General features: G+C 44.7%; 21 protein-coding genes. 20 read left to right on the top strand and 1 reads right to left on the bottom strand.

The window, feature by feature from the left end:
- Positions 1 to 545: 545 nt before the first annotated feature.
- The 18 genes from JOE45_RS05700 to JOE45_RS05615 all read left to right on the top strand — a co-directional run bounded on the left by JOE45_RS05700 (position 546) and on the right by JOE45_RS05615 (position 17,335).
- A complete protein-coding gene (locus JOE45_RS05700; protein WP_210021114.1) occupies positions 546 to 1,940 on the top strand; it encodes a phenylacetate--CoA ligase family protein in 1,395 nt (464 codons plus the stop codon).
- A 31-nt stretch (positions 1,941 to 1,971) separates the two neighbouring features.
- Entirely contained in the window at positions 1,972 to 3,153 is a 1,182-nt protein-coding gene (locus tag JOE45_RS05695; protein ID WP_210021115.1) for an ABC transporter substrate-binding protein, read from the top strand.
- 10 nt (positions 3,154 to 3,163) lie between these two features.
- Positions 3,164 to 4,039, top strand: a complete 876-nt coding sequence (locus JOE45_RS05690) for a branched-chain amino acid ABC transporter permease (RefSeq protein ID WP_210021116.1) — start codon at positions 3,164 to 3,166, stop codon at positions 4,037 to 4,039.
- A gap of 2 nt (positions 4,040 to 4,041) precedes the next feature.
- A complete protein-coding gene (locus JOE45_RS05685) occupies positions 4,042 to 5,865 on the top strand; it encodes a branched-chain amino acid ABC transporter ATP-binding protein/permease (protein ID WP_245247210.1) in 1,824 nt (607 codons plus the stop codon).
- Entirely contained in the window at positions 5,858 to 6,595 is a 738-nt protein-coding gene (locus tag JOE45_RS05680; RefSeq protein WP_210023402.1) for an ABC transporter ATP-binding protein, read from the top strand. Before JOE45_RS05685 ends, JOE45_RS05680 begins: the two co-directional genes overlap by 8 nt.
- A gap of 152 nt (positions 6,596 to 6,747) precedes the next feature.
- Complete coding sequence (locus tag JOE45_RS05675; protein WP_210021118.1) at positions 6,748 to 7,584, top strand: alpha/beta fold hydrolase; 837 nt, start codon at positions 6,748 to 6,750, stop codon at positions 7,582 to 7,584.
- Between the two features lie 17 nt (positions 7,585 to 7,601).
- Complete coding sequence (locus tag JOE45_RS05670; protein WP_210021119.1) at positions 7,602 to 8,012, top strand: RidA family protein; 411 nt, start codon at positions 7,602 to 7,604, stop codon at positions 8,010 to 8,012.
- A 21-nt stretch (positions 8,013 to 8,033) separates the two neighbouring features.
- Positions 8,034 to 9,473 carry an NAD-dependent succinate-semialdehyde dehydrogenase gene (locus JOE45_RS05665; protein ID WP_210021120.1) on the top strand — a complete coding sequence of 480 codons (1,440 nt, stop codon included), beginning with the start codon at positions 8,034 to 8,036 and terminating at the stop codon, positions 9,471 to 9,473.
- A gap of 36 nt (positions 9,474 to 9,509) precedes the next feature.
- Complete coding sequence (locus tag JOE45_RS05660) at positions 9,510 to 10,604, top strand: LLM class flavin-dependent oxidoreductase (RefSeq protein WP_210021121.1); 1,095 nt, start codon at positions 9,510 to 9,512, stop codon at positions 10,602 to 10,604.
- A gap of 54 nt (positions 10,605 to 10,658) precedes the next feature.
- Complete coding sequence (locus tag JOE45_RS05655) at positions 10,659 to 11,462, top strand: enoyl-CoA hydratase/isomerase family protein (RefSeq protein ID WP_210021122.1); 804 nt, start codon at positions 10,659 to 10,661, stop codon at positions 11,460 to 11,462.
- Positions 11,463 to 11,540: 78 nt separating this feature from the next.
- Complete coding sequence (locus tag JOE45_RS05650; protein WP_210021123.1) at positions 11,541 to 12,092, top strand: NADPH-dependent FMN reductase; 552 nt, start codon at positions 11,541 to 11,543, stop codon at positions 12,090 to 12,092.
- Entirely contained in the window at positions 12,089 to 12,874 is a 786-nt protein-coding gene (locus JOE45_RS05645) for an enoyl-CoA hydratase/isomerase family protein (RefSeq protein WP_210021124.1), read from the top strand. The genes JOE45_RS05650 and JOE45_RS05645 overlap by 4 nt, the downstream gene beginning before the upstream one ends.
- A gap of 133 nt (positions 12,875 to 13,007) precedes the next feature.
- The gene (locus tag JOE45_RS05640; protein ID WP_210021125.1) at positions 13,008 to 13,592 is read left to right on the top strand and encodes a TetR/AcrR family transcriptional regulator; all 585 of its coding nucleotides are present in this window, start codon (positions 13,008 to 13,010) and stop codon (positions 13,590 to 13,592) included.
- Between the two features lie 16 nt (positions 13,593 to 13,608).
- Positions 13,609 to 14,607 (top strand): MBL fold metallo-hydrolase, encoded by a 999-nt coding sequence (locus JOE45_RS05635; protein ID WP_210021126.1) that lies wholly within the window; start codon positions 13,609 to 13,611, stop codon positions 14,605 to 14,607.
- 21 nt (positions 14,608 to 14,628) lie between these two features.
- Positions 14,629 to 15,039, top strand: a complete 411-nt coding sequence (locus JOE45_RS05630) for an acyl-CoA thioesterase (protein ID WP_210021127.1) — start codon at positions 14,629 to 14,631, stop codon at positions 15,037 to 15,039.
- A gap of 209 nt (positions 15,040 to 15,248) precedes the next feature.
- Positions 15,249 to 16,253 carry a 3,4-dihydroxy-2-butanone-4-phosphate synthase gene (locus tag JOE45_RS05625; RefSeq protein ID WP_210021128.1) on the top strand — a complete coding sequence of 335 codons (1,005 nt, stop codon included), beginning with the start codon at positions 15,249 to 15,251 and terminating at the stop codon, positions 16,251 to 16,253.
- Position 16,254: 1 nt separating this feature from the next.
- Complete coding sequence (locus JOE45_RS05620) at positions 16,255 to 16,533, top strand: hypothetical protein (protein WP_210021129.1); 279 nt, start codon at positions 16,255 to 16,257, stop codon at positions 16,531 to 16,533.
- A 175-nt stretch (positions 16,534 to 16,708) separates the two neighbouring features.
- Positions 16,709 to 17,335: an NUDIX hydrolase gene (locus tag JOE45_RS05615; RefSeq protein WP_245246667.1), complete on the top strand. Its 627-nt coding sequence runs from the start codon at positions 16,709 to 16,711 to the stop codon at positions 17,333 to 17,335.
- Between the two features lie 65 nt (positions 17,336 to 17,400).
- Here JOE45_RS05615 and JOE45_RS05610 read toward each other — a convergent pair whose 3' ends face one another.
- Entirely contained in the window at positions 17,401 to 18,513 is a 1,113-nt protein-coding gene (locus JOE45_RS05610) for a hypothetical protein (RefSeq protein WP_210021130.1), read from the bottom strand.
- A 232-nt stretch (positions 18,514 to 18,745) separates the two neighbouring features.
- On the opposite strand from JOE45_RS05610, the gene JOE45_RS05605 reads away from it, so the two are divergent.
- Together JOE45_RS05605 and JOE45_RS05600 are read left to right on the top strand one after the other, a co-directional pair.
- Complete coding sequence (locus JOE45_RS05605; RefSeq protein WP_210021131.1) at positions 18,746 to 19,330, top strand: TetR/AcrR family transcriptional regulator; 585 nt, start codon at positions 18,746 to 18,748, stop codon at positions 19,328 to 19,330.
- 117 nt (positions 19,331 to 19,447) lie between these two features.
- Positions 19,448 to 20,725: an HlyD family secretion protein gene (locus JOE45_RS05600; protein WP_210021132.1), complete on the top strand. Its 1,278-nt coding sequence runs from the start codon at positions 19,448 to 19,450 to the stop codon at positions 20,723 to 20,725.
- The last annotated feature ends 1 nt before the right edge of the window (position 20,726 follow it).

The following is a 20,726-nucleotide window of genomic DNA, read 5'->3' as shown; positions in this document are numbered from 1 at the left end:
CTATGATAATGTTAGTTTAACAAAAAAATAATAATGATTATGATAATGTTAATCATGTTAAAGAAGGCATTTAAGTCTCCCCTGGAAGAATTCTATATAGAATTCTTCCAGGGGGTTATCATCCCTAAAAGTGGTACCGTGGGATAACGGGGAAAAGCGGAAATCAATATAGCAAGGAGTGTAAGCGCTTACTAAGTACACTTGGTTTTGTATTATGTAATAAAAACTGACATAAAGTTGTTGACATTAACCCGATAAAGTATATAATAATCATTATTATCTTAATTATTTTGATTTAACGTCACTATACCTTACATTAAAGGAGGTGAATGTATCTCCGTTGCATGACTATCGCATCTGTATCATCATTCATATGCAGATCAACTTCTCCTTCACGAAACACATCTCCTTCACGTAACCCTTCACCTAGAGAATCATCTTCTTACTGCAGACGATATACATTCCTTACTTAATGTTTATTATGTGAATGGTTGATCGAATACGATCTTGTCCGTTCATAACATTTCCATAGGGGGTACAACAACATGTCCGCACTTTATCAAGATATTCCTTGGTACAGATCTCCTCGTTATTCCGAAGAATTGGAACAGCAGCTTTGTAAACAACCAAGGGAGAAAATTAAGGAAATTCAATCCATGCGGTTTAAGCAGGTCATTCAATATGCGTGGGATCATATTCCTTTTTATCGCTGGCTTTGGGATGAAGCAGGCGTCTCTCCCGAACAGATCCAAACTATTGACGATATTCAAAAACTACCTACATGGAATAAAAATACACAGAGAATTATGATTGAAAAGAATCCTCCTTTTGGAAACTACTATACGTTCTCCAATTTATCCGATGCTAGCTTCATTGTTTCTACTAGTGGTACGACGGGACTTCCAGTCATGATGCCAATAAAGGAGGATGATTTTCCAGGATTGCAGGATACTTGGGCTCGTACGATGGGCTTTATCGGCGTGAACTCGACAGACATCGTTCAGAACGTATTTACATTTAACACCATGGGGGGTTCATGGTGCGGAGCAGGAGGTGCTCTGGGGGTAGGCGCTACCTTATTGCCTACCAGCAGCGGTAAAACGACGCCAAGCGTGAAGCAGGTTCAATGGATTAATCAGGCTGGCGTGACCGTCATGTACGGAACGGCGAGCTATTTGAATCACCTTGCTAAAGTGGCCGAAGCTGAAGGTGTTGATCTGGCCTCTTCCACTGTTAGAATTCTTGTAACCGCAGGAGAAATGGTATCTGAGGGCATTCGAAAAGAAAACGAAAAATTATGGGGGGCCAAGCTTTTTGATCTGTATGGCACAGTAGATACCATGACCTGGAGCTCCATAAATTGTGATCACAGCCGCAGCGAGTATGGGAAACCAGGAATGCATGTATGGGAAGATTTCGGATTGATCGAAGTGCTGGGTGAGGATGGAAAGAGGGTACCCAATAAGGAATACGGTAATATGACGGTGACAAGCTGGGCTTGGAAAAACTCCCCAAGGATTCGATTCTCAACTGGTGACCGGGTTGCGGTTGACGATACGCCTTGCTCATGCGGTAGGACGTTAACCCGAATGCTGCCTATTGAGGGCAGGGTGGACGATATGATTCGCATTAAAGGACAAAATATTTTTCCAATGGGAATTGAAAACTTGCTGAAGTCCTTGGAGAGTGGGATCAGTGAGTATGTAGTGGAGATTGATACCCAGGGTGGGATGGATGAGATCATTCTTAGCATTGAGCATCATGGCGACCAAGCAGAGCTGTCCACTGAGATTCGTAACCGTTTCAGCTACACTTTTAATGTCACACCGATCGTCAATGTCGTTCCTATAGGAAGCACAGCCGACCTGACAGGAGCAGGGAAGGAAACCAAGGTGAAGCGGATTTTTGATCGAAGGGGTAAAAGTAAAGTGGTTCAATAATCTACTATATAAAGGATAAGGAGCTAAACTAATGAAAAAAGCAATCATCCTTATGGCACTTGCCATCATATTGGTAGTATCGGGCTGCGGAGGCGCTTCTACACCGGGTACGGATTCATCATCAAACGCTGCAGGAGGCGATGCTGAAACGGTCAAAATCGGATATACGGGGGGCTTCAGCGGGGCTACGGCAACATTCGGAACTCCCATCTTTAATGCCGTTGTTTATGCTGTAGAGGAGATAAACAATAAAGGCGGAATTATGGGGAAGAAAATTGAATTGTTGAAGGAAGACAACGAAGGCGATCCATTTAAGGGACAGCAGATTATAGACAAATTTTCTTCCAATGATACCCAGTTCGTGTTATCCGGGTCAAGCAGTGCTGTTGCGCTCTCAGAAAAGCAAAAGGTGGAAATGAATAAAATGCTGGGAATTGCAGCAACGGCAGCAGATCCCAAGGTGACCAACACGAATGATCCGTATTATTTTGTAGCCATACCTAACAGTGATTATTTAGGCGGGTCCATCGCTTATCATGCAGCTAAAAATATGGGAGTGAAGGAAGTCATCATTTTTATTCGCGATGACGCTTATGGGAAATCGATCTTCAATCCATTCAAGGAAAAAGGTACGTCGTATGGCCTGCAAATTGTAAAAGAGTACACCTACCCCGTCAATGCGAAGGATTTTAACTCCTATCTCAGTCAGGGATTGAAAGAGCATCCCAATGCTCATATCATGATTACGGGCTATGCGCCGGATGGAGGACTTATTGCGAAGCAGGCAAGAGCGCTGGGGTATGACAAACCGATTTTAGGCAATGTGTCGTTAACGAACGCTGAATATGCTCAAATTGCGGGCGAAGCAGCTAATAATACCGTGGTTGCAGCAACGAGCTATCAGAAGGAAAACGAAACGGGAACGGTTAAAGCCTTCGCTGATGCCTGGAAACAAAAAACAGGACATAGTCCGGATGATTATGAAGTTAGAGGATATGACGTTGTATATCTGTTAAAAACGGCGATTGAAAAGGCGGGTAAGCTGGAGACGGAAGCGGTAAGAAAAGCTCTGCTGGAAACCAAAGATTTTGACGGGGCCTCAGGCAAACTCACTTACAATCCGAACGGATCCATCCAAAAAATGCTGTATATTATGAAGATAAATAATGGCACAGTTGAATTTGACCGGGAAATCGATCCAGCTCAATTATAAGGAGGATTCCATGTTATTTGACATTTTAGTAAGTGGAGTTGCCATCGGAAGCATATACAGTTTAATTGCTATGGCGTTCAGCTTGATCTTTCGATCCACCGGCTATCTCAATATTGCACAAGGCGAGATGGTGATGCTGGGTAGTCTCGTAGGCTACACGATGCTGGTCACGCTTGGATTTAATTATTATTTCAGTTTGCTGATTACTATGGGAATCGTAGCTGTGCTTGGTTACTTATCCAATCGTCTGGTGTTTGTGCCGATCCAGAATCGGGGCGGTCAGGAGCTTCATATCCTCATAGCCAGCATTGGGCTATTGATTATGCTGCCGCAAGTAGCGGGATTAATTTGGGGTACCAAAACCTTGAGTTATCCTAATAACATTTCTTCGAATCAACTTGCATTAGGCGATGTGCAGATTTCCGGGCTGAACTTTTTGATTATTGTGATCGCATTTATCATTATGCTGGCGCTTCAAAGCTTCTTCCGTTTCACCCGCGTAGGCCAAGCGATGCGTGCGATTGCGGATGACCGTGTTATGTCTCAGCTTGTCGGTGTAAACATCAAAAAGTATATTACTTTGATATTCATGGTATCCGGTGCCCTTACTGGCGCCGCCGGCGCGCTGTTCGGACCTGTGTATTTTGCTTCCTACGATATTGGGACGATCGGAATCAAAGGCTTTGCCGCAGCTGTGATCGGAGGTTTCGGCAGTGTTACGGGAGGCATGATCGGAGGAATATTGATTGGTTTGATCGAGGGCTTCAGCGGTACGATGATCAGCTCGACTTACCGGGATTTGATTCTGTATGGCATTCTGATTTTAGTTTTATTAATCAGACCTAGGGGGATTTTCGGTGTGAAGCAAAGGAGAGATGCGTCGTGACGATGGAGAAAAAAGGAAGAAATATCATCTATGGTTTGATTGCGATCGCCTTTCTGTGGATTGTACTGTTTGTGGAATCAAACTATTGGCTATCCCTTTTTAACCAAGCGGTGATCTTCAGCATACTGGCTCTCTCCCTGCAATTAATATTTGGTTATACCGGTCAAATCAGTCTGGCTCATGCTGCATTTTTTGGATTAGGGGCGTATACCTCTGCGATTCTTACGATACATTTTGGTCTTCCGTACCTCATTACTTTTCTTCTATCAGGGCTTGTCGCAGGGATCGTTTCACTAGTCTTAACACCCATGGCTAAATTGAGTGAAATCTATTTGTCCATGGCGACATTAGCCTTTAATCTTATGATGATTATCGTATTCGCCAATGGAGGAGATTTGACCGGCGGCTGGAACGGATTAACGGGGGTTCCGTGGCCAAATCTGTTCGGTTGGGTAATTGACTCCAAGCGGGAATTTTTTATCCTCTCATGCGTGGTTTTGCTGCTTACCTATTTGTTTATGGTGAGGCTGACCAGCGGGAAGTTGGGTAGAAGCTTTAGGGCCATCCGGGATAACCAATTAGCTGCGGCGTCTCTTGGTATCGATATTGCCATGACCAAAACGAAAGGATTTATTATCGGTTGTTTTGGAGCTGGGCTGGCGGGAAGCATTGTTGCTCATTTGAACGCCTTTGTAAGCCCGGAGCCATTCAGCATTACGCATTCGATTACGATTTTCGTTATGGTCGTTATCGGAGGCTTAGGCAGTTTTCCCGGTGCCGTATTGGGTGGGGTCGGAATTACCTTTCTGGACGAGTTCTTGAAATCGGCACCTATGGTTCGACCTATCTTTTACGGACTTACGATTATTCTGATCATGATTTTCCTGCCTGAAGGTCTTAGCAGTCTGATACGTAAAGCGTACCGATGGCTAACGCCTGCGAAAAAAACGAGCACCCATGCTGCCGAGCCTGCAGTGAAAAAGTCCAATGTCATTCCGCTTCTTGTGAAAGAAAAGCTGCAAATCCCCAATCATTCAAACCAGGTCATTCTGGAAATTAAAAATGTGACCAAAAGATTCGGCGGCGTTGTAGCTGTGAATGATGTCAGCTTAAATGTAAAGCAAGGGGATATCTTTTCACTCATTGGTCCCAACGGCGCGGGCAAAACTTCTTTAATTAATATTATTACCGGCTTGGAGATCCCTACCAGCGGGAAGGTGTATTTCCAAGGAAAGCTGATGAATAAGTCCGGTTTATCTAATACCAGTTCTGCTGGCATGGTGCGAACATTTCAGACCAGTAAGCTGTTTAACAGCATGACGGTGATTGAGAATGTGGTAACGGGCATGGCACTTCATCTCAAGAACGATGTTAATATCGCTTTTTACAAAGGCGAACGATTTGAGAAGGAGGAACACGAAGCTTATCAATATGCTTTAGAACTATTGAGACTGGTCGGGCTGGAGCATTTAAAGGACGAGTATTGCGAACGGCTGTCCTATGGGCATAGAAGAAGGGTGGAGATTGCGAGAGCCTTGGCGGCCAATCCTAAGCTTCTTCTCTTGGATGAACCTGCGGCAGGACTTAATCTGAACGAACGCAATGAGTTGATCCATCTCATATTAACGTTAAGAGATCAGTTTCGGATCACGATATTTATCGTGGAGCATGACCTGGATTTATTATCCCAAATTACCGATCATATCGCCGTATTGAATTTCGGCAAAAAAATTGCAGATGGTACGCTGGATCAGGTTTTGCAGGATCCGGAAGTTGTCAGTGCCTATCTCGGGAAGAAGGAGAAGAAAATTCATGGTTATGCTTAGTGTTCAAGATTTGCATGCCGGATATGGTCAGGTTGAAGCGCTGCGTTCCGTAAATATGGATGTAAAAAAAGGTGAAATCGTATGCCTAATAGGAAACAATGGAGCCGGGAAATCCACGACACTTATGTCGATTAGTGGTATCGTCAAAAAAAGAAGCGGTCAAATTATGTTCAATGGAGAAAATATTCTCGGTCTGCCGCCTCATAAAATAGTGGCCAAAGGAATTTCACAGGTTCCGGAAGGCAGGCGTATTTTCCCCACGCTGACCGTAGAGGAGAATTTAAAAGCGGGTGCTTTTTTGAAGCCCAAACTGCCGAAAGAAAAATATGAAGCGGTCTATGAGCTGTTTCCAAGGCTGAAGGAAAGAAGAAAGCAGCTGGGCGGCAGTATGAGTGGCGGCGAACAGCAGATGCTTGCGATCGGAAGAGCCATTGTGAACGACCCGATGCTCTTAATGCTGGATGAACCTTCTCTCGGACTGGCACCTCAGATTATTGAGTCCATCTTTGATGCGATTGTTACCCTGCGCAAAAATGGATTAACCGTATTGCTGATTGAACAGAATGCGAACCTGGCGCTGGATGTATCTGATAGGGCTTATGTCATGGAGTTAGGACAGGTCGTATTGTCGGGCAGCTGCCAAGAGTTAAAAAATAACAATAAAATACAAGAAATTTATCTCGGGCGTAAGAGCTCGAACGAAAAAATGGGGAATGCGATTACCACTTGACAATCGCAACTGGAAAAATTAAGATGATTTTAGAGAGAGAACATAATATCCATTATTATTTTTAGTCAAAAAAATAATAATAGTTATTATGATTCTGGAATGGCGTATGGAATCTGCACTTTAATTCCTAGGAGAAATGAAGGTGTGAAACGTTGAAGGTTGAGTTATCGACAGGAATGGAAATGTATTATGAAGAGCAGGGAACCGGAGCGCCCCTAATTTTAGTTCCAGGCACCGGTTGTGATCATCAGGTATGGGATCTGCAGGTCGGGATCTGGTCGAAATATTTCAGAGTCATCGCCATCGATAACCGCGGTTCCGGGCAATCCACCATATTTGAGAATCAAGAGAAGTACAGCGTGGAAATCATGGCCGACGACGTTGCGGCGCTGATGGATGCATTGGGTCTTGAACCATGTCATCTGAGCGGGCATTCCGTAGGAGCCTCCATTGTGCAGCAGGTAGCGATCAGACACCCCTCCAAGGTGAAGTCCATTCAGCTTCATGCCACTTGGGGGAAAACAGATGAGTGGTTTAAACGGGCTTTTGTAGGAACGATGAAATACCCAACTCTGAATAACGATCCACACGTTACGTTCCGAACGAACATGATGTGGGCAGCAAGCCCCGCCTATCTAGAGACAAGGCAGCCAGAGGCAGCCAGCGGGATGGTAACCAAATGTCTGATTAAAAATCCCCACCTGAATGCGTACCATGGACTTCTTGGACATTTACACGCGGATGAGAAATATGACGCTTTGCACCAGCTGGAGCTCATTCAAGCCCCCACATTGATTACGGCCGGTGAAATTGACATGCTGGTCCCCAAAAGATACAGCGAAGAAGTGTATAGCAAAATGAAGGGCGCTCAATACCACGAGTTTAAGGGAGCGCATGCGAGTCATTTTGCGTTATGGGAAATGTGGGAGGAATTTACAGCGGTTGCTTTAGGATTCATGATGTTTGTGGAAGCAAACCAAAACACATAAGAAAGGGTTGACTTTTGATGAAAGCTTTTGCACCCATTAATCCGGAGGGTTGGCTAAGGGCTCCAGGATGGTCCCACGCTATAGCTGTGAAAACCGGTGAGATCACGATGGTGAAAATCGCCGGTCAGGTAGGCTGGGATATGACGACTCAAGAACTGGTATCCGAGGATCTTGCCGCACAATATGAGCAAGCGATCAAAAATATTTGTTCCCTCGTTAACGCCGCAGGCGGAGATGCGCTGGACATTGTTGAACTCAGGATTTATACGACGAATGTCAAAGAGTACAACGAGCGGATCAAAGAAATGGGGCAGGCTTACCGGAACCACATAGGGAAGCATTTTCCAACGATTACGCTGGTGGGAGTAACGGATTTATTCAAGGAAGAAATTAAGGTGGAAATCGAAGCAACTGCAGTTATCTCTTGATTTGGTAAGGAGGCTCTTTTTATGGTAGAAACCCGGTTATATATCCATGGCGAATGGGTCGAGACCGATCAAAAAATCGATATCATTGACCCTGCTACTGGACAGAACGTCGCTCACGTGTCGAAGGCAGATGCTTCACTGATCGAGCAAGCGGTGACGGCGGCATCAGGGGCATTCGGAGCTTGGTCGCAAACGCCTGCAAGGAAACGAGCGCAGTACTTGAATCAAATCAGTGATCTTCTGCTTAAAAGAAAGAATGAAATCGCTGAGGTACTCTCGTTAGAGCAAGGTAAGCCTTTGGCTGAAGCCGTGGGCGAAGTTATCTACAGCGCAGATTTCTTTAACTGGTATGCGGAAGAAAGCAAAAGAGTATACGGTGAAATCATTCCGCCGTCCAGGTCTGGTCATGAATTGAGAGTGGAGCATGTGCCCGTTGGCGTAGTAGCAGCGATTACACCTTGGAATTTTCCGATTGGCATGCTTGCGAGGAAGCTGGCTCCCGCTTTGGCTGCAGGGTGTACGGTAGTGCTGAAGCCTGCCAGCCAAACACCGCTAACAGCCATCAAGTTACTGGAGATCATCCATGACATTGGACTTCCTGCTGGAGTGGTGAATTTGATCATGGGCTCCGGGAGTCAGATCGGGGAGCAGCTCCTGAAAGACACAAGGGTACGTAAAGTGACGTTCACCGGTTCCACGCCAGTAGGAGCAAGCATTATGCAGCAGGCAGCAAAGCATATTACCAAGGTGTCTTTAGAGCTTGGAGGTCATGCTCCGTTTATCGTATTGGATGACGCTGACATGGATGCCACCATACGCAATTTACTGCTCATCAAGATGAGGAATGCAGGACAAACTTGCATATCGCCTAACCGTATTTTTGTTCAGCGGGACATGTACGAATCGTTCAAGCAGCAGCTCTTGGAGAAGGTAGTTCAGCTAAAGGTAGGCCCCTATAACGCCGACAAGGTGAATGTAGGACCGTTGATTGACCGAAACGCCGTACAGCATATGCAGAGCCAGGTAGATGATGCCTTGAGTAAAGGCGCCTCGCTTTTGTGCGGAGGGAAGCCAAGTGAAGATCCGGCGCTGTCCCAAGGGAATTTCTATCTTCCTACCGTATTGGCAGATGTGACTCCGGATATGAATATTTTTCACGAGGAAACCTTCGGTCCGATTATCCCTTTGATCCCATTTGATTCGGATCAAGAGATGATTGAATCGGCTAACAACAGTATTTTTGGATTGGCCGCCTACGTGTTCTCTCAGAATATGAAGCGGGCAAAAGGGATTGTTGATGCGTTAGAATATGGCACCATAGCTGTTAATGATATCTCGGCATCGGATATGGCTCAAGCACCGACCGGAGGTATGAAGGAAAGCGGTATCGGCCGTGAAGGCGGACGTCAGGGGTTATATGAATTCCTGGAGACTAAATTTACTCTGGTTAACTACAGGTAGAATCAGCTTGTTCATTATAGAAGGAGGTAATGCCTTATGGAATTCGGATTATTGACAGAGGCGAATTTGCAAAGCGGTAATAAATTTCTTAGTTTTCAAGAGCGTTATCAGCATGTGCTCGAAGAGGTTGTCTTAGCGGACAAGATGGGATTTGATGTATTCGGATCTTCCGAGCAGCATTTCTTTGCACCGCACTGCGTGATTTCATCGTTGGAAACGGTGTTGGCGGCTGCAGCGGTTTTGACAAAAGATATCAAGCTTCGGTTCGCATCCATTTTGCTGCCGTTTCATCATCCGATTGACTCCGCCGAGAAAATCGCCTCGGTAGACGTATTGTCGAACGGAAGAGTGGAGTTTGGCACGGCAAAGGGAAATTCTTGGTACACACTTGGCGGTTATAATGTTGACCCGGCTGAAATAGATGAGCGATTCGATGAAGCGTTCCAGATTGTTCTCAAAGCCTTAACGAATGAAACCTTCAGCCATAACGGGAAATTCTGGACCATCCCCGAGAGGTCCTTGTCTCCCAAATTAGTGCAAAAAGATCATCCGACCTTGTGGTATGCGGCCATCAGTCCGAAATCACATAAATTAGCAGGTGAGATGGGCGTCGGATTAATGACACTCACGGTGGGGGTCGAACTGGAGCAGTTGGCTAAGCGCGTTGAAACCTATAGAGAGGGGATCAAAGAAGCTAAGCCGGTTGGAAATTTCATCACGAATAAAGTAACAAGCTTTACTCAGCTCCATTGCGCCGAAACGACTGAAAGGGCCAGAGAATATTCCGAAAAGCCTTTTATGGACTATACCGGCACTGTGATCGATTTATATGAACAAAAATTGAAAAAAACCGGTGTGAACATCGATTTTTCAAAGGCCCGTGAAAAATTAAACTGGAATGATCTGAACGATTCGGATCAAGTGATTGTAGGTACACCGGATGAAATCATTGAGAAGCTGGAAAAGTATGAAGCGGTCGGGGTAGACGAAGTCTTTATCCGATCGGAAGGAATAGAACATGCCGAGGTCATGAAGTCCATTGAGTTGTTAGGCAAATATGTGATTCCATACTTTAAGGAAAAGAAAAAGAAGCAGGAAGCCCTGAACAACGCGCAAAAGGCAGAAGCCTAGTAAGCACGAACTAATACAATCTATTCTAATTATATCTCGAAGGGAGTTCGCACTATGACATACAAATTTATTAACCTTACCAAACAGGATCATGGAATCGTAACGATTGAATTGAACCGTCCGGAGAAAAAGAATGCCTGGAATGAAGCGATGCGGGAAGAAATGAGAGACTCCTTCCGATCAGTCATGTATGACAACAATACTAGAGTCATTATTGTTCGTGGAGCGGGGGATGCGTTCGCTCCCGGAGAAGATGTGGGTGAAATGATTGAACGACGCGACGATCAGTGGTCGACACGTGATTTTCGTCGGATGGCCATCAATATTCACAACCTCTTTGATGAAATCGAAAGCTGCGAGATTCCGGTGATTGCCGCAATTGACGGCATTTGTGTATGCGGTGGTCTCGAGCTGGCTCTTTCCTGCGATATTCGAATCGCTTCAGATCGTTCGAAGTTCGGATTGATCGAAGGGAACGTAGGCTTTATTCCGGGGTCGGGAGGATGCTCGCGTCTGGTGAAGGTTGCTGGGGTTGGAGTGACGAAGGACTTTATTCTTAGCGGTGACATTATCGATGCCCAAGAAGCGAAGCAGCGCAATATCATTAACCGTGTCGTATCGGCTGACAATTTCGAAGAGGAAGTACAGGCTTTAGCTTTACGATTGGCTAAAAAGGCACCGCTTACGCTCGGCATGGCTAAGCACGTCATCAATCTGTGTGCAGATTCGAATTACAACTCCAGCCGTGAGTTTGAGCGGTTAGGCCAAAGCATTCTCATGATGACAGAGGATCACTACGCAGCAGCAGCAGGTTTTCTTGCCAAAAATCTGTCCCAGGTAGAATTTAAAGGGAAATAATATCATATGATGCTTCCCCCTTCCCATTCGGTTAGCCGCCCTTTGAAGGGGGATTTTACTTAGAAGGAGACTGATAGCGTGAAATTAGTAGGGATTTCCGGTACGATTGTGGGTTCGAAAACGGTGGTTGTCGTAAACAAAGTTCTTGAGGAAATCAACAAACTAGATTCTTCTATTGAGACTGAGCTCCTGGACTTAAAACAGGTTCAACTCCAGTTTTGCGATGGTCGTGATCCTTCTACCTATACGGATGATACGAAACGAGTGATCGATACCGTCGCCTCGGCCGACTTACTGATTATTGGAACGCCGGTGTTTCAAGGTTCGATTACAGGTGTATTAAAGAATTTATTTGATTTGCTGCCTGTGGATGTTTTAAGGCATAAAGTCGTTGGTTTGATAGCGACAGGGGGGACGTATCAGCATTATCTGATCATTGAGAATCAATTGAAGCCGATTATCGGATACTTTCGTGCCTATGTCGCACCGGGTTATGTTTATGCGCATTCGGATCATTTTAACGAACATAATGAAATTTCAGATCTGGAAGTCCTGAGAAGAATTGAGCTCTTGGCCGAAGAGATGGTGCTAATGCAAGGTCTTAGATCAGGAGGTTTGGTTATCAAATGACGCATTTTGATTATATCGACCTTAAACCCAAAGACGGTGTGGCTTATTTAACCATCAATCACCCACCAGCGAATACGATGAATATTTCATTGGAAAATGAGCTGAAAGAAGCTTTGAAGATCTTGGAGGACGATCGGAACACGAAGGTCATTGTATTGCAAAGCGCCAATGAAAAGATGTTTTCAGCGGGGGCAGACATACAGTTATTAGAACGATTGAATCCGGATGAAATGGATATCTTCTGCAGGAAAATTAAGCAATTAATATTATCGTTCCGTAAAAGCAGTAAGATTTGTATTGCTTCGATTGAGGGTCATTGTCTGGGCGGCGGCTTGGAATTAGCTATGGGTTGCGATCTGAGAGTAGCCAAAGATTCGAATTATAAGCTGGGACTCCCTGAAATCAAGCTTGGGCTGTTCCCCGGCGGGGGAGGCATTCAACTGGCATGCAGCATCATAGGGCTGCAAAAAGCGTTTCGACTGGCCGCACTTGGCGAAACATTAACTGCTTCTGAGGCATTGGCTTGGGGATTGGTTGATTATGTACTCCCGAAGGAAGGCTATGCTGAAAAATTGGAGGAATTGGCGAGCCAAATCGCACAAGGGCCCTCTGTCGCTATGGCGCATATCAAACGTCTACTATATGACAGGTCATTAGTAAGTATTGAAGATGCGTATGAAAATGAATCCAACATCATGAGGGAGCTGCTGGGTACCCGGGATTTTGCGGAAGGGATCCGTGCGTTCAAAGAGAAAAGAAGTCCACTATTTATGGATGAATAGGTCCATGATGCTCGTTTAGCTTTATAATATCATATTGGCTATTATTTTGTATCATTTTTTATTATAATAGAAGGGGGATGGCATAATGATGATATATGGGTAATGATCGCTCAGTGTAAAGGGGTGCTTTGAATTGGTTTCCAAACAAGAACACGTTGAACAATTAATTCTAGATACTGCGGCTAAGCTGTTTGAAAAATATGGTTATAATAATGTCCGGATCTCCGATATTACGAAAGATATTGGAATGACAACCGGTTTCTTTTATTATCATTTCCGCAGCAAAGAGCAAATTCTTCAAATGATTTATGAAAATTATATCTCAGGTGCGGCTGAAGCGGTGCGAGAGATTTATGAGATGGGCAATTTATCGGCAGAGGAAAAGCTAAATCTGCTGATCAAAAGACACTGTAAAGGGATCCGGGATAACCATGCGCATGTATCGGTTTTCTTTAGGGAATACCGGAATCTTTCAGAAGAGGCGATTAAGATTATTCAGGAGAAAAATTCCGACTATTTGAAACATATTGTAAAAATTATTGAGCAAGGTGTGGAAGAAGGCTTATTTAAGGAAGATGTCAATCCCAAAATGGTGAGCTTGGCGATTATCGGCATGTGTAATTGGATTTACCAGTGGTTTAAAGAAGGCGGAGGCAAGAGTATTGATGAGGTTGGCGAGACCTTTTATCGCTTGGTGACAAGCGGTTTACTAAAATAAAGAGTTAGGTGATTCAATGGACAAGTACAATGGTTTTTATCTAGTCGAAATACCTATTCCGGTACCTCTCAAAACGGTCAATTGTTATCTCACCCAATCCCCATTAGGTTGGCATGTGATCGATACGGGTTTTCATACGGAAGAAGCTAAATCGGCTTGGCTGCAAGCGTTTCGAGAGCTCCATATCTCTCCTCAAGATATTGTAGAAATCGTACTGACGCACTTTCACCCAGACCATATGGGATTGGCGGGTTGGCTGCAGGAATACACAGGAGCCCCTGTCAAAATCTCGGCCGAGGGCCAGAGGATGGCTCAGCATTTATGGATCGACAAGAGGGAATCGGAGCTCTTCGATGGATATGCCTATGAGCACGGGATGCAAATCAAAGAACGAAATAAAGTGCAGGAATATTTGTCGGATTTTACGAAGTATGTCAGTCCATTTCCTGAGTTCACGACCTTTGGTGAAGGAGCAAGCTTTCAGTGGAATGAGGAATATACGGCCATACATACGCCAGGACATGCGGATGGCCATATGATTTTTCATTCATCCCAGAGCGGCACGGTATTGGCGGGGGATTTGCTTTTGCCTAAAATCACGCCGAACGTGGGTTATTTTCCAGGCTTCAACGTCAATCCTTTGAAAGCGTTTATCGACACCCTGAACAAAATTCAACAATACAAGCTGGATACCGTACTTCCGGGACATCGGTATGTCTATAAGGATGGAAATCAAAGAGCGAAAGAGCTGATCCATCATCACGAACAACGATTGCGTGAAATGATGCCGCTGCTGGAGCAACCGTGCACAGCTCAAGAGGTTAGCCATAAGCTGTTTGCCCATCTTTCCAAAGATGCGGATCCACTGCAATTGTTGTTTGCTCTTCAGGAAACGTTGGCTCATTTGATTTACTTGAAAGAAAAAGGCTTGGTCACCAGCGAAGTGGACCAAGATGGATTTGTTATTTTTTCATTGGAAAAATCTACCGTAAATATCGTAAGTCCTATGATATGATCATGCAAAGGAGATATCGCATTGATTTATGAATCCTCTTTAGTGACCAGATTCTGTGAATCGGATTACATGGGACATATTAGTAACATTAGTTACTTTATTTATTTGGAGACCGTAAGAGTGGATTTTTTGTGTGATCTGAACATCAGTCAAGTGGACGAATCCTGGGATTTTGTAGTTGCTTCGATCAAGTGTGATTTTGTGAAGCAAATGTACCCGCGGCAGAGGATCAAAAGCGCGACTAGGGTTCTGAGGATTGGCAATAAAAGCATTACCTTGGGGCATAAACTTTTATCGGAGGAGGGGGAGACATTGGCCACGGCCGAAGAGGTGATCGTTCGCTTTAATAAGAGCACCCAGTCAACCCAATCCCTGGATGAAAGTATGATTGAAAAGCTGCGACGATATGAAAAAAATGAGCAGTTCATCTAAGCAATTGTGGGGCATGATGGTCGATCTCTCTTAGGGATAGGAAGAATACTACCTATCATCGGATTTCGGTGTATCATGCCCTCTGAATTTCATCAGAATAAGTAAAGTAACACTTGAATTATTCCTATGGATACAGTATAATTAAAAACATAATAACCATTATTATTTTATAAAGTTTTCCAATTTGTTAGCTCAAAGGAGGAATATTGATGTCGACCCTATCCAATGGAGCTATTTGTAGTAAATTAACAAAAGGTGAATTGGTCATTGTTTATGATGATATCGCCACAAAAGTAGGTTCCTTGGTTGGAATAGCAGATTTGGTTAGCCCCCAAGCTGTAAATCTAATGACCAAAATCGGTAAAGGATTAATTTATGTATGCATCAGTGAAGAAAAAGCAAAGCAATTACAGCTTCCTCTTATGGTTTGCGAGAACAGGGACCACTCTTCTAAACCATTAACGGTCTCTGTCGATCATATAACTACGACTACAGGAATATCCGCATTTGAGCGTTCAGATACGATTAGAGCTTTTACTAGCGAGTATGTACAGCCAGATGATTTTCGAAGACCGGGTCACGTGTTTCCCCTTTTGAGTAAGGATAAAGGATTGTTGCAGCGAATCGGTATTGCGGAAGCCGCAGTAGATTTAGCCAAAATGGTGTCGGCCGTACCCATGGCTTATATGTGCGAAATCTTAAACCATAGCGGCGAAATCGCAAATCAGAAGGAAATGAATCAATTAGCTGAAGCCCATGATTTATGCGTGATCCATTTGAGTGAAATCATTGAGCTTACAAGAAATGATATTCTGGCGTCGTTTACTGGCCTTGTCATTCAAGGAAGAGAAGTGGGAAGAAAAATCGGATTTCCGACCGCGAATATGTATATCGACGCAGAAGTGCCGCTAGAGCATGGGGTCTATGGTGTAACGGTCTCGTATCATGATGTCAAATATGTTGGTGTGATGAACGTGGGGGTAAGGCCAACGTTTAATCATGATCAAAATGAAGTTCATCATGAGATCCACCTGTTGCATTTTAACAACATGATTTACGGTAAAGTCCTCCAAGTGGATGTGAACTTCTTTGTCCGTAATGAGATTTCGTTCTCAACGGTCGATCAATTGATTAACCAAATAAAGAAGGACATTGAGGTTGTAGAACATCGATATGGCCTGGTTAATAACAATAATAAAAACAAGGTAGGTTAGTATGGTTTTGATAACGGATGATGAAATTCAGATGACGGATTATTCGTTCATGAAGCTGTGTGAAACCAGCTATGGAATTAATAGAGGGGTTTTTAACACGATCGACTCCATGCTTTATGAGAGAGGCATCAAGAATATTTTGATTCGCCGTAAAACCATTCTTTCCTTTCTTGAATATGTTGTTGTTTTATCAAACGAACCGGAAGGCCGGCGCAATATGTTTGGTCCTGGCGGGCTGTCTTTAAAAATAAATCAATTTTGTTTGGTAAACAAGCTCTGATCCTGAACGTTTGTTTATCATTATTTTATGAATGGTAAGGCTGCCGAATTGCAGTCTTATTTTTGCTTTTTATTATATTTGTTCATAAAGAAACCGATATTTAAATCGAAAGCAAGGTATAATATATAGAATAGAAACACAATAGAAAAAGTTCTTTACGGGGGGGTGTGGAATCTTGCGGCAAATCTATGAAGCTTTACAGAGTAGAAAATCAGAGCTGATGGGGCATCAACATTTCTTTAAATATGCGGTAATGGTACCTTTGGTTGAGATAAACGGTGAATTAAATGTCTTGTTTGAGGAAAGGGCTCATCATCTCAATCGGCAGCCTGGAGAAATATGTTTTCCCGGCGGGAAAATTGATGAAGATGACGCGGATGAAATGGCAGCTGCGGTACGCGAAACCTGTGAGGAATTGGGATTGGATCAGCAGGCTATAGAATTGCTTGGGCCGTTAGATTATATGATTACCTCGTTTCATATCGTATACCCGTTTGCTGCGCGAATTTCCGACTATGATCAAATCCGACCTAACCCGGATGAAGTGGCCAGTGTGTTTGGTGTGCCGCTTGAGTACTTGCGAAGCTCTACCCCTGAGCTTCATTATGTAGATCTCAGTGTTTCCCCACGTGATGATTTTCCATATGATCGAATTCCTAATGGCCGAAATTATAAATGGGGAAGAGGGACCGTCCCTGAATTTTTCTATTATTACGAAGGCCGCGTCATTTGGGGATTAACCGCACGAATATTGAATCATTTTCTTGAAGTAACGAAGAGTAATAACGATCAGCAATCATGAAAAATAGCCCCCTCCATTGCAGGGAGCCAGATAAGGCCTTCATTCGTTCCGCAGGTTTAAACCCTTTATTTGGACATTTTATCGTACTTGTCTTTTAACCAGTATATGCCCGTCGGCCGATTGTTCTGATTTGCCATATTTACCGAATAGGCGGTTCTTTCCAGCTCTTTTATCGCCGACCTAAATGTGATTCCTTCCCACTCGGTTACAGCGTAATTTGAAATCCTCTTCTCTCGCAGAAGCTCCACTGGAATATGATGTTCCTGATCAAACGAAACGATCGTGATCTCCTTATCGTTCACATCTTTCCCCACTTGATATACTTGAGTAACTAGATAATCTTCGTTTTCGTATAGCTGTTCGAAAGTGAGGAATCGCGGCTTGCTATAGGTCACTGCAAAACGCTGAAAACTTTCGTCGGGGACCACATCCAGTCGGTTTTTCTGCTCTGCCCTATATTGCTTCAGTTGTTCAGGGGATTGAACCTTCAGAAAGTTGGCACTAAGCCTTCCACTATCTTTGGCTACGTTATTGGTCCAGTTCATTTTGGCATAGTACATGGCATTACGATCAGCGGTCTGAAGTTGTGTTTGATTTTGATCCATCTCTTTGCGTTCTTTTACTTGATTCCAGCTGATGCTGAGTAGAGTATCCTTCGTCCCGGATAAGTCAAGTATCATTCCGTTCAAAGGTTGTGGATGACTTAAGAAAGAACTCATACGGACACTCGGATTGCCCGCTCCCTGATAACGCCAAACTGTAGAAATCTCATACTTTCTATCCGGATCGAGGCTTGAAGGATCTGTAACATATAAACGAATTTGATCGTCGACGCCATCCTCATTACTGTCAAGCTTCTCTACCTTCACACCCGGTAAGCTGGAAATTACCCCTACAGGCTGCAGTCCGTCAAATTCGCTGTCTTGAAGCACAAACGACGGGATGTAGGCATTAGGGAGCGTTCGATGTAAAAGGTTGATTTGCGCTTCGGACCACTCAAACTTGAACTCCGTAACCAACGTATCCTCCTTCGATTTGAACGCTTCAAAAACTCCGGCTGCCGGAAAATCCATATTCCATTCATTGGTATTGTTGAGTTTGCTCGGTTCAGCAAAAGCACTGCTGCAAATACTTACACTCAGCATGGATAAGAGAACGATTACTGCACTTTTTTTCACAGGATAATTGACTCCCTTCGGATATCATTTCTACTCTTTAGACTAACATAAAGAGAAAAATGTTTCATTAATTATGAAAAATTATCCATTTTTAATCATTGGACCTATTTCGTAACCGATTCTCAGAGACATGTTGCAATAAAGGAAAGAACCTAGTAAAGTAATGAATGACCAATTGACCAAAAATATATTTGGGTCAAAATAGATGATAAACGGGAAGGAAGTTACTTCGATGTCAACGATCGATCGTCGTTCAATGATACTGTCCGCGGCCACGCAATCGTTCGCACAATTTGGATACAAAGCGACGACGATGGAATTGGTGGCGAAAATTGCGAATGTGGGGAAAGGGACGACCTACACCTTTTTCAGGACAAAAGAAGAACTATTTGACGAAATCCTGCGCAAAGCCCTTCAGGAAATGAAAGAAGTGTGCGAAAATGTCATACGACGTGAAGACACGTTCTACCATAACCTGATCCGGGTATTGGATTCGCTGCTAGAATTCCGGGCCGATCACGAGCTGTTCGTCAAGCTGGCCCAGGAAGTTCGCGATATCGGAACCGTTCAGGCGCTGGAAGGAATCAAGAGGCTGGAAAATCTGGTTCTCGAATATATGCGGCAGGAAATTGAGTTGGCGATTGAAAAAGGAGAAATCAAGCCTTGTGATTCTCGGGTCATCTCCTTCATGATACTTAAATTTTATATTGCCCTGACAACGGAATGGAGCCATTCCCATGAACCGCTGAATAAGGAGCAGATTAAAGAATATATGCAGTTGTTTTTATCCGAAGGATTGTTAGGGAAGCCGCTTTAAGATCCTCTTAGCGGGGGATTATTTTTTTTGAATTGAATTGACCAATTGTCCAAATTGGTCAATTGGTCTAATTGTTGTTTAGATCAAATTAAATCAAATTCAAGTGGAGGGGTATTCATGCGTTTTATTCGACCAATGATTTATATTTTGATGGCAGCAGCCATAGGCATGGGAGGTTACTTGCTAAGCACGAAGCAGACGACGGCCGGAAGCACGCAGGGCGGGTCTCCTGGGCTTTCAACGGCGTATATTGAAACCAATTCGGTAAGTGCGAGCTTCAAGCTGGGAGGAAGGATCACTGAAATCCTCGTTCACGAAGGTGATACGGTGAAGAAGGGCCAAGTTCTTGCAAGACTGCAGAGCTCCGAACTGGAAGCCAAGGTTGCTCAGGCTAATGCGGCTGTTGCACTTGCTCAAGGCAAAATTGCAGAAGCGCAAGGTGCAAAGGCAGCGGCTCAAGCGAAGAAGGAGCAGGCGGCAGCCGGGGTGACATTAACGGCGGGTACGGTGGAGCAGCAAATCGCGCAGGCGAAAGCCGCGGTAGATGCGGCTCAGGCCAAGGTGGACGGCTTGCACAACGGTTCCCGCCCGGAAGAGAAGAAGCAGGCGGAAATCCAATATCAAGCCGCAAAAGAAGTGTACGACATCGCGGAGCAAAACTTGAATCGGATGAATGCGCTTCTGGAGGAGGGACTTGTCTCCAAAGCCGATGTCGATAAAACAAAGGTAAATTATCGGGAAGCGCAAACGAAATTTGAGCTAGCCGAGCAGCAATTAAGCATGGCAAACCAAGGGCCGCGGGAAGAAGAGGTGCGGGCGGCCGAAGCGCTGCTCGAGCAGGCGAAAGCGACGCTTCAGCTAGCTGAGGCGGGCCGTGAGCAGGTGGCCGTTCGCCAAGGGGATGCTGCCGCGGCTGACGCAGCGATTAAGCAAGCACAGGGTGCTCTGCAATCCGCCGCCTCGGGTGAGAAGCAGGCGCAAGCGGCACAAGCCGAGGCGCAGGTGTACGTCGGTTACACAGAACTGATCGCGCCGAGTGACGGTGTCATCTTATCGCAAACCGCACAGCCCGGTGAGTTGGTCGGATCCGGTTTCCCTGTCTTTACGATTCAAGCGACGGATACGCCGTGGGCTAAGTTCTATATGACGGAAATCAGCGTTGCCGAAGTTAAGACCGGTGATAAGGTTCGAATGAAGCTGATCGCTACGGGACAAGAGGTAGAGGGCACTGTCCTGTCGGTGTCCGCCGCACCGGACTTTGCAATCAAGAAAGCGACGCAAAACGCCGGAGAAGCTGACGTTCGCTCGTTCGCGGTCAAAGTCGTACTGCCGCAAATACCGCAAGGCGCGGCTGTCGGGATGACGCTGCAGTGGATCGGGACAACGGAAGGGTGAT

It is taken from the genome of Paenibacillus sp. PvR098 (assembly GCF_017833255.1).
In the GTDB taxonomy this organism is placed as follows: domain Bacteria; phylum Bacillota; class Bacilli; order Paenibacillales; family NBRC-103111; genus Paenibacillus_G.
This window is presented reverse-complemented; position numbering and strand designations above follow the sequence as displayed.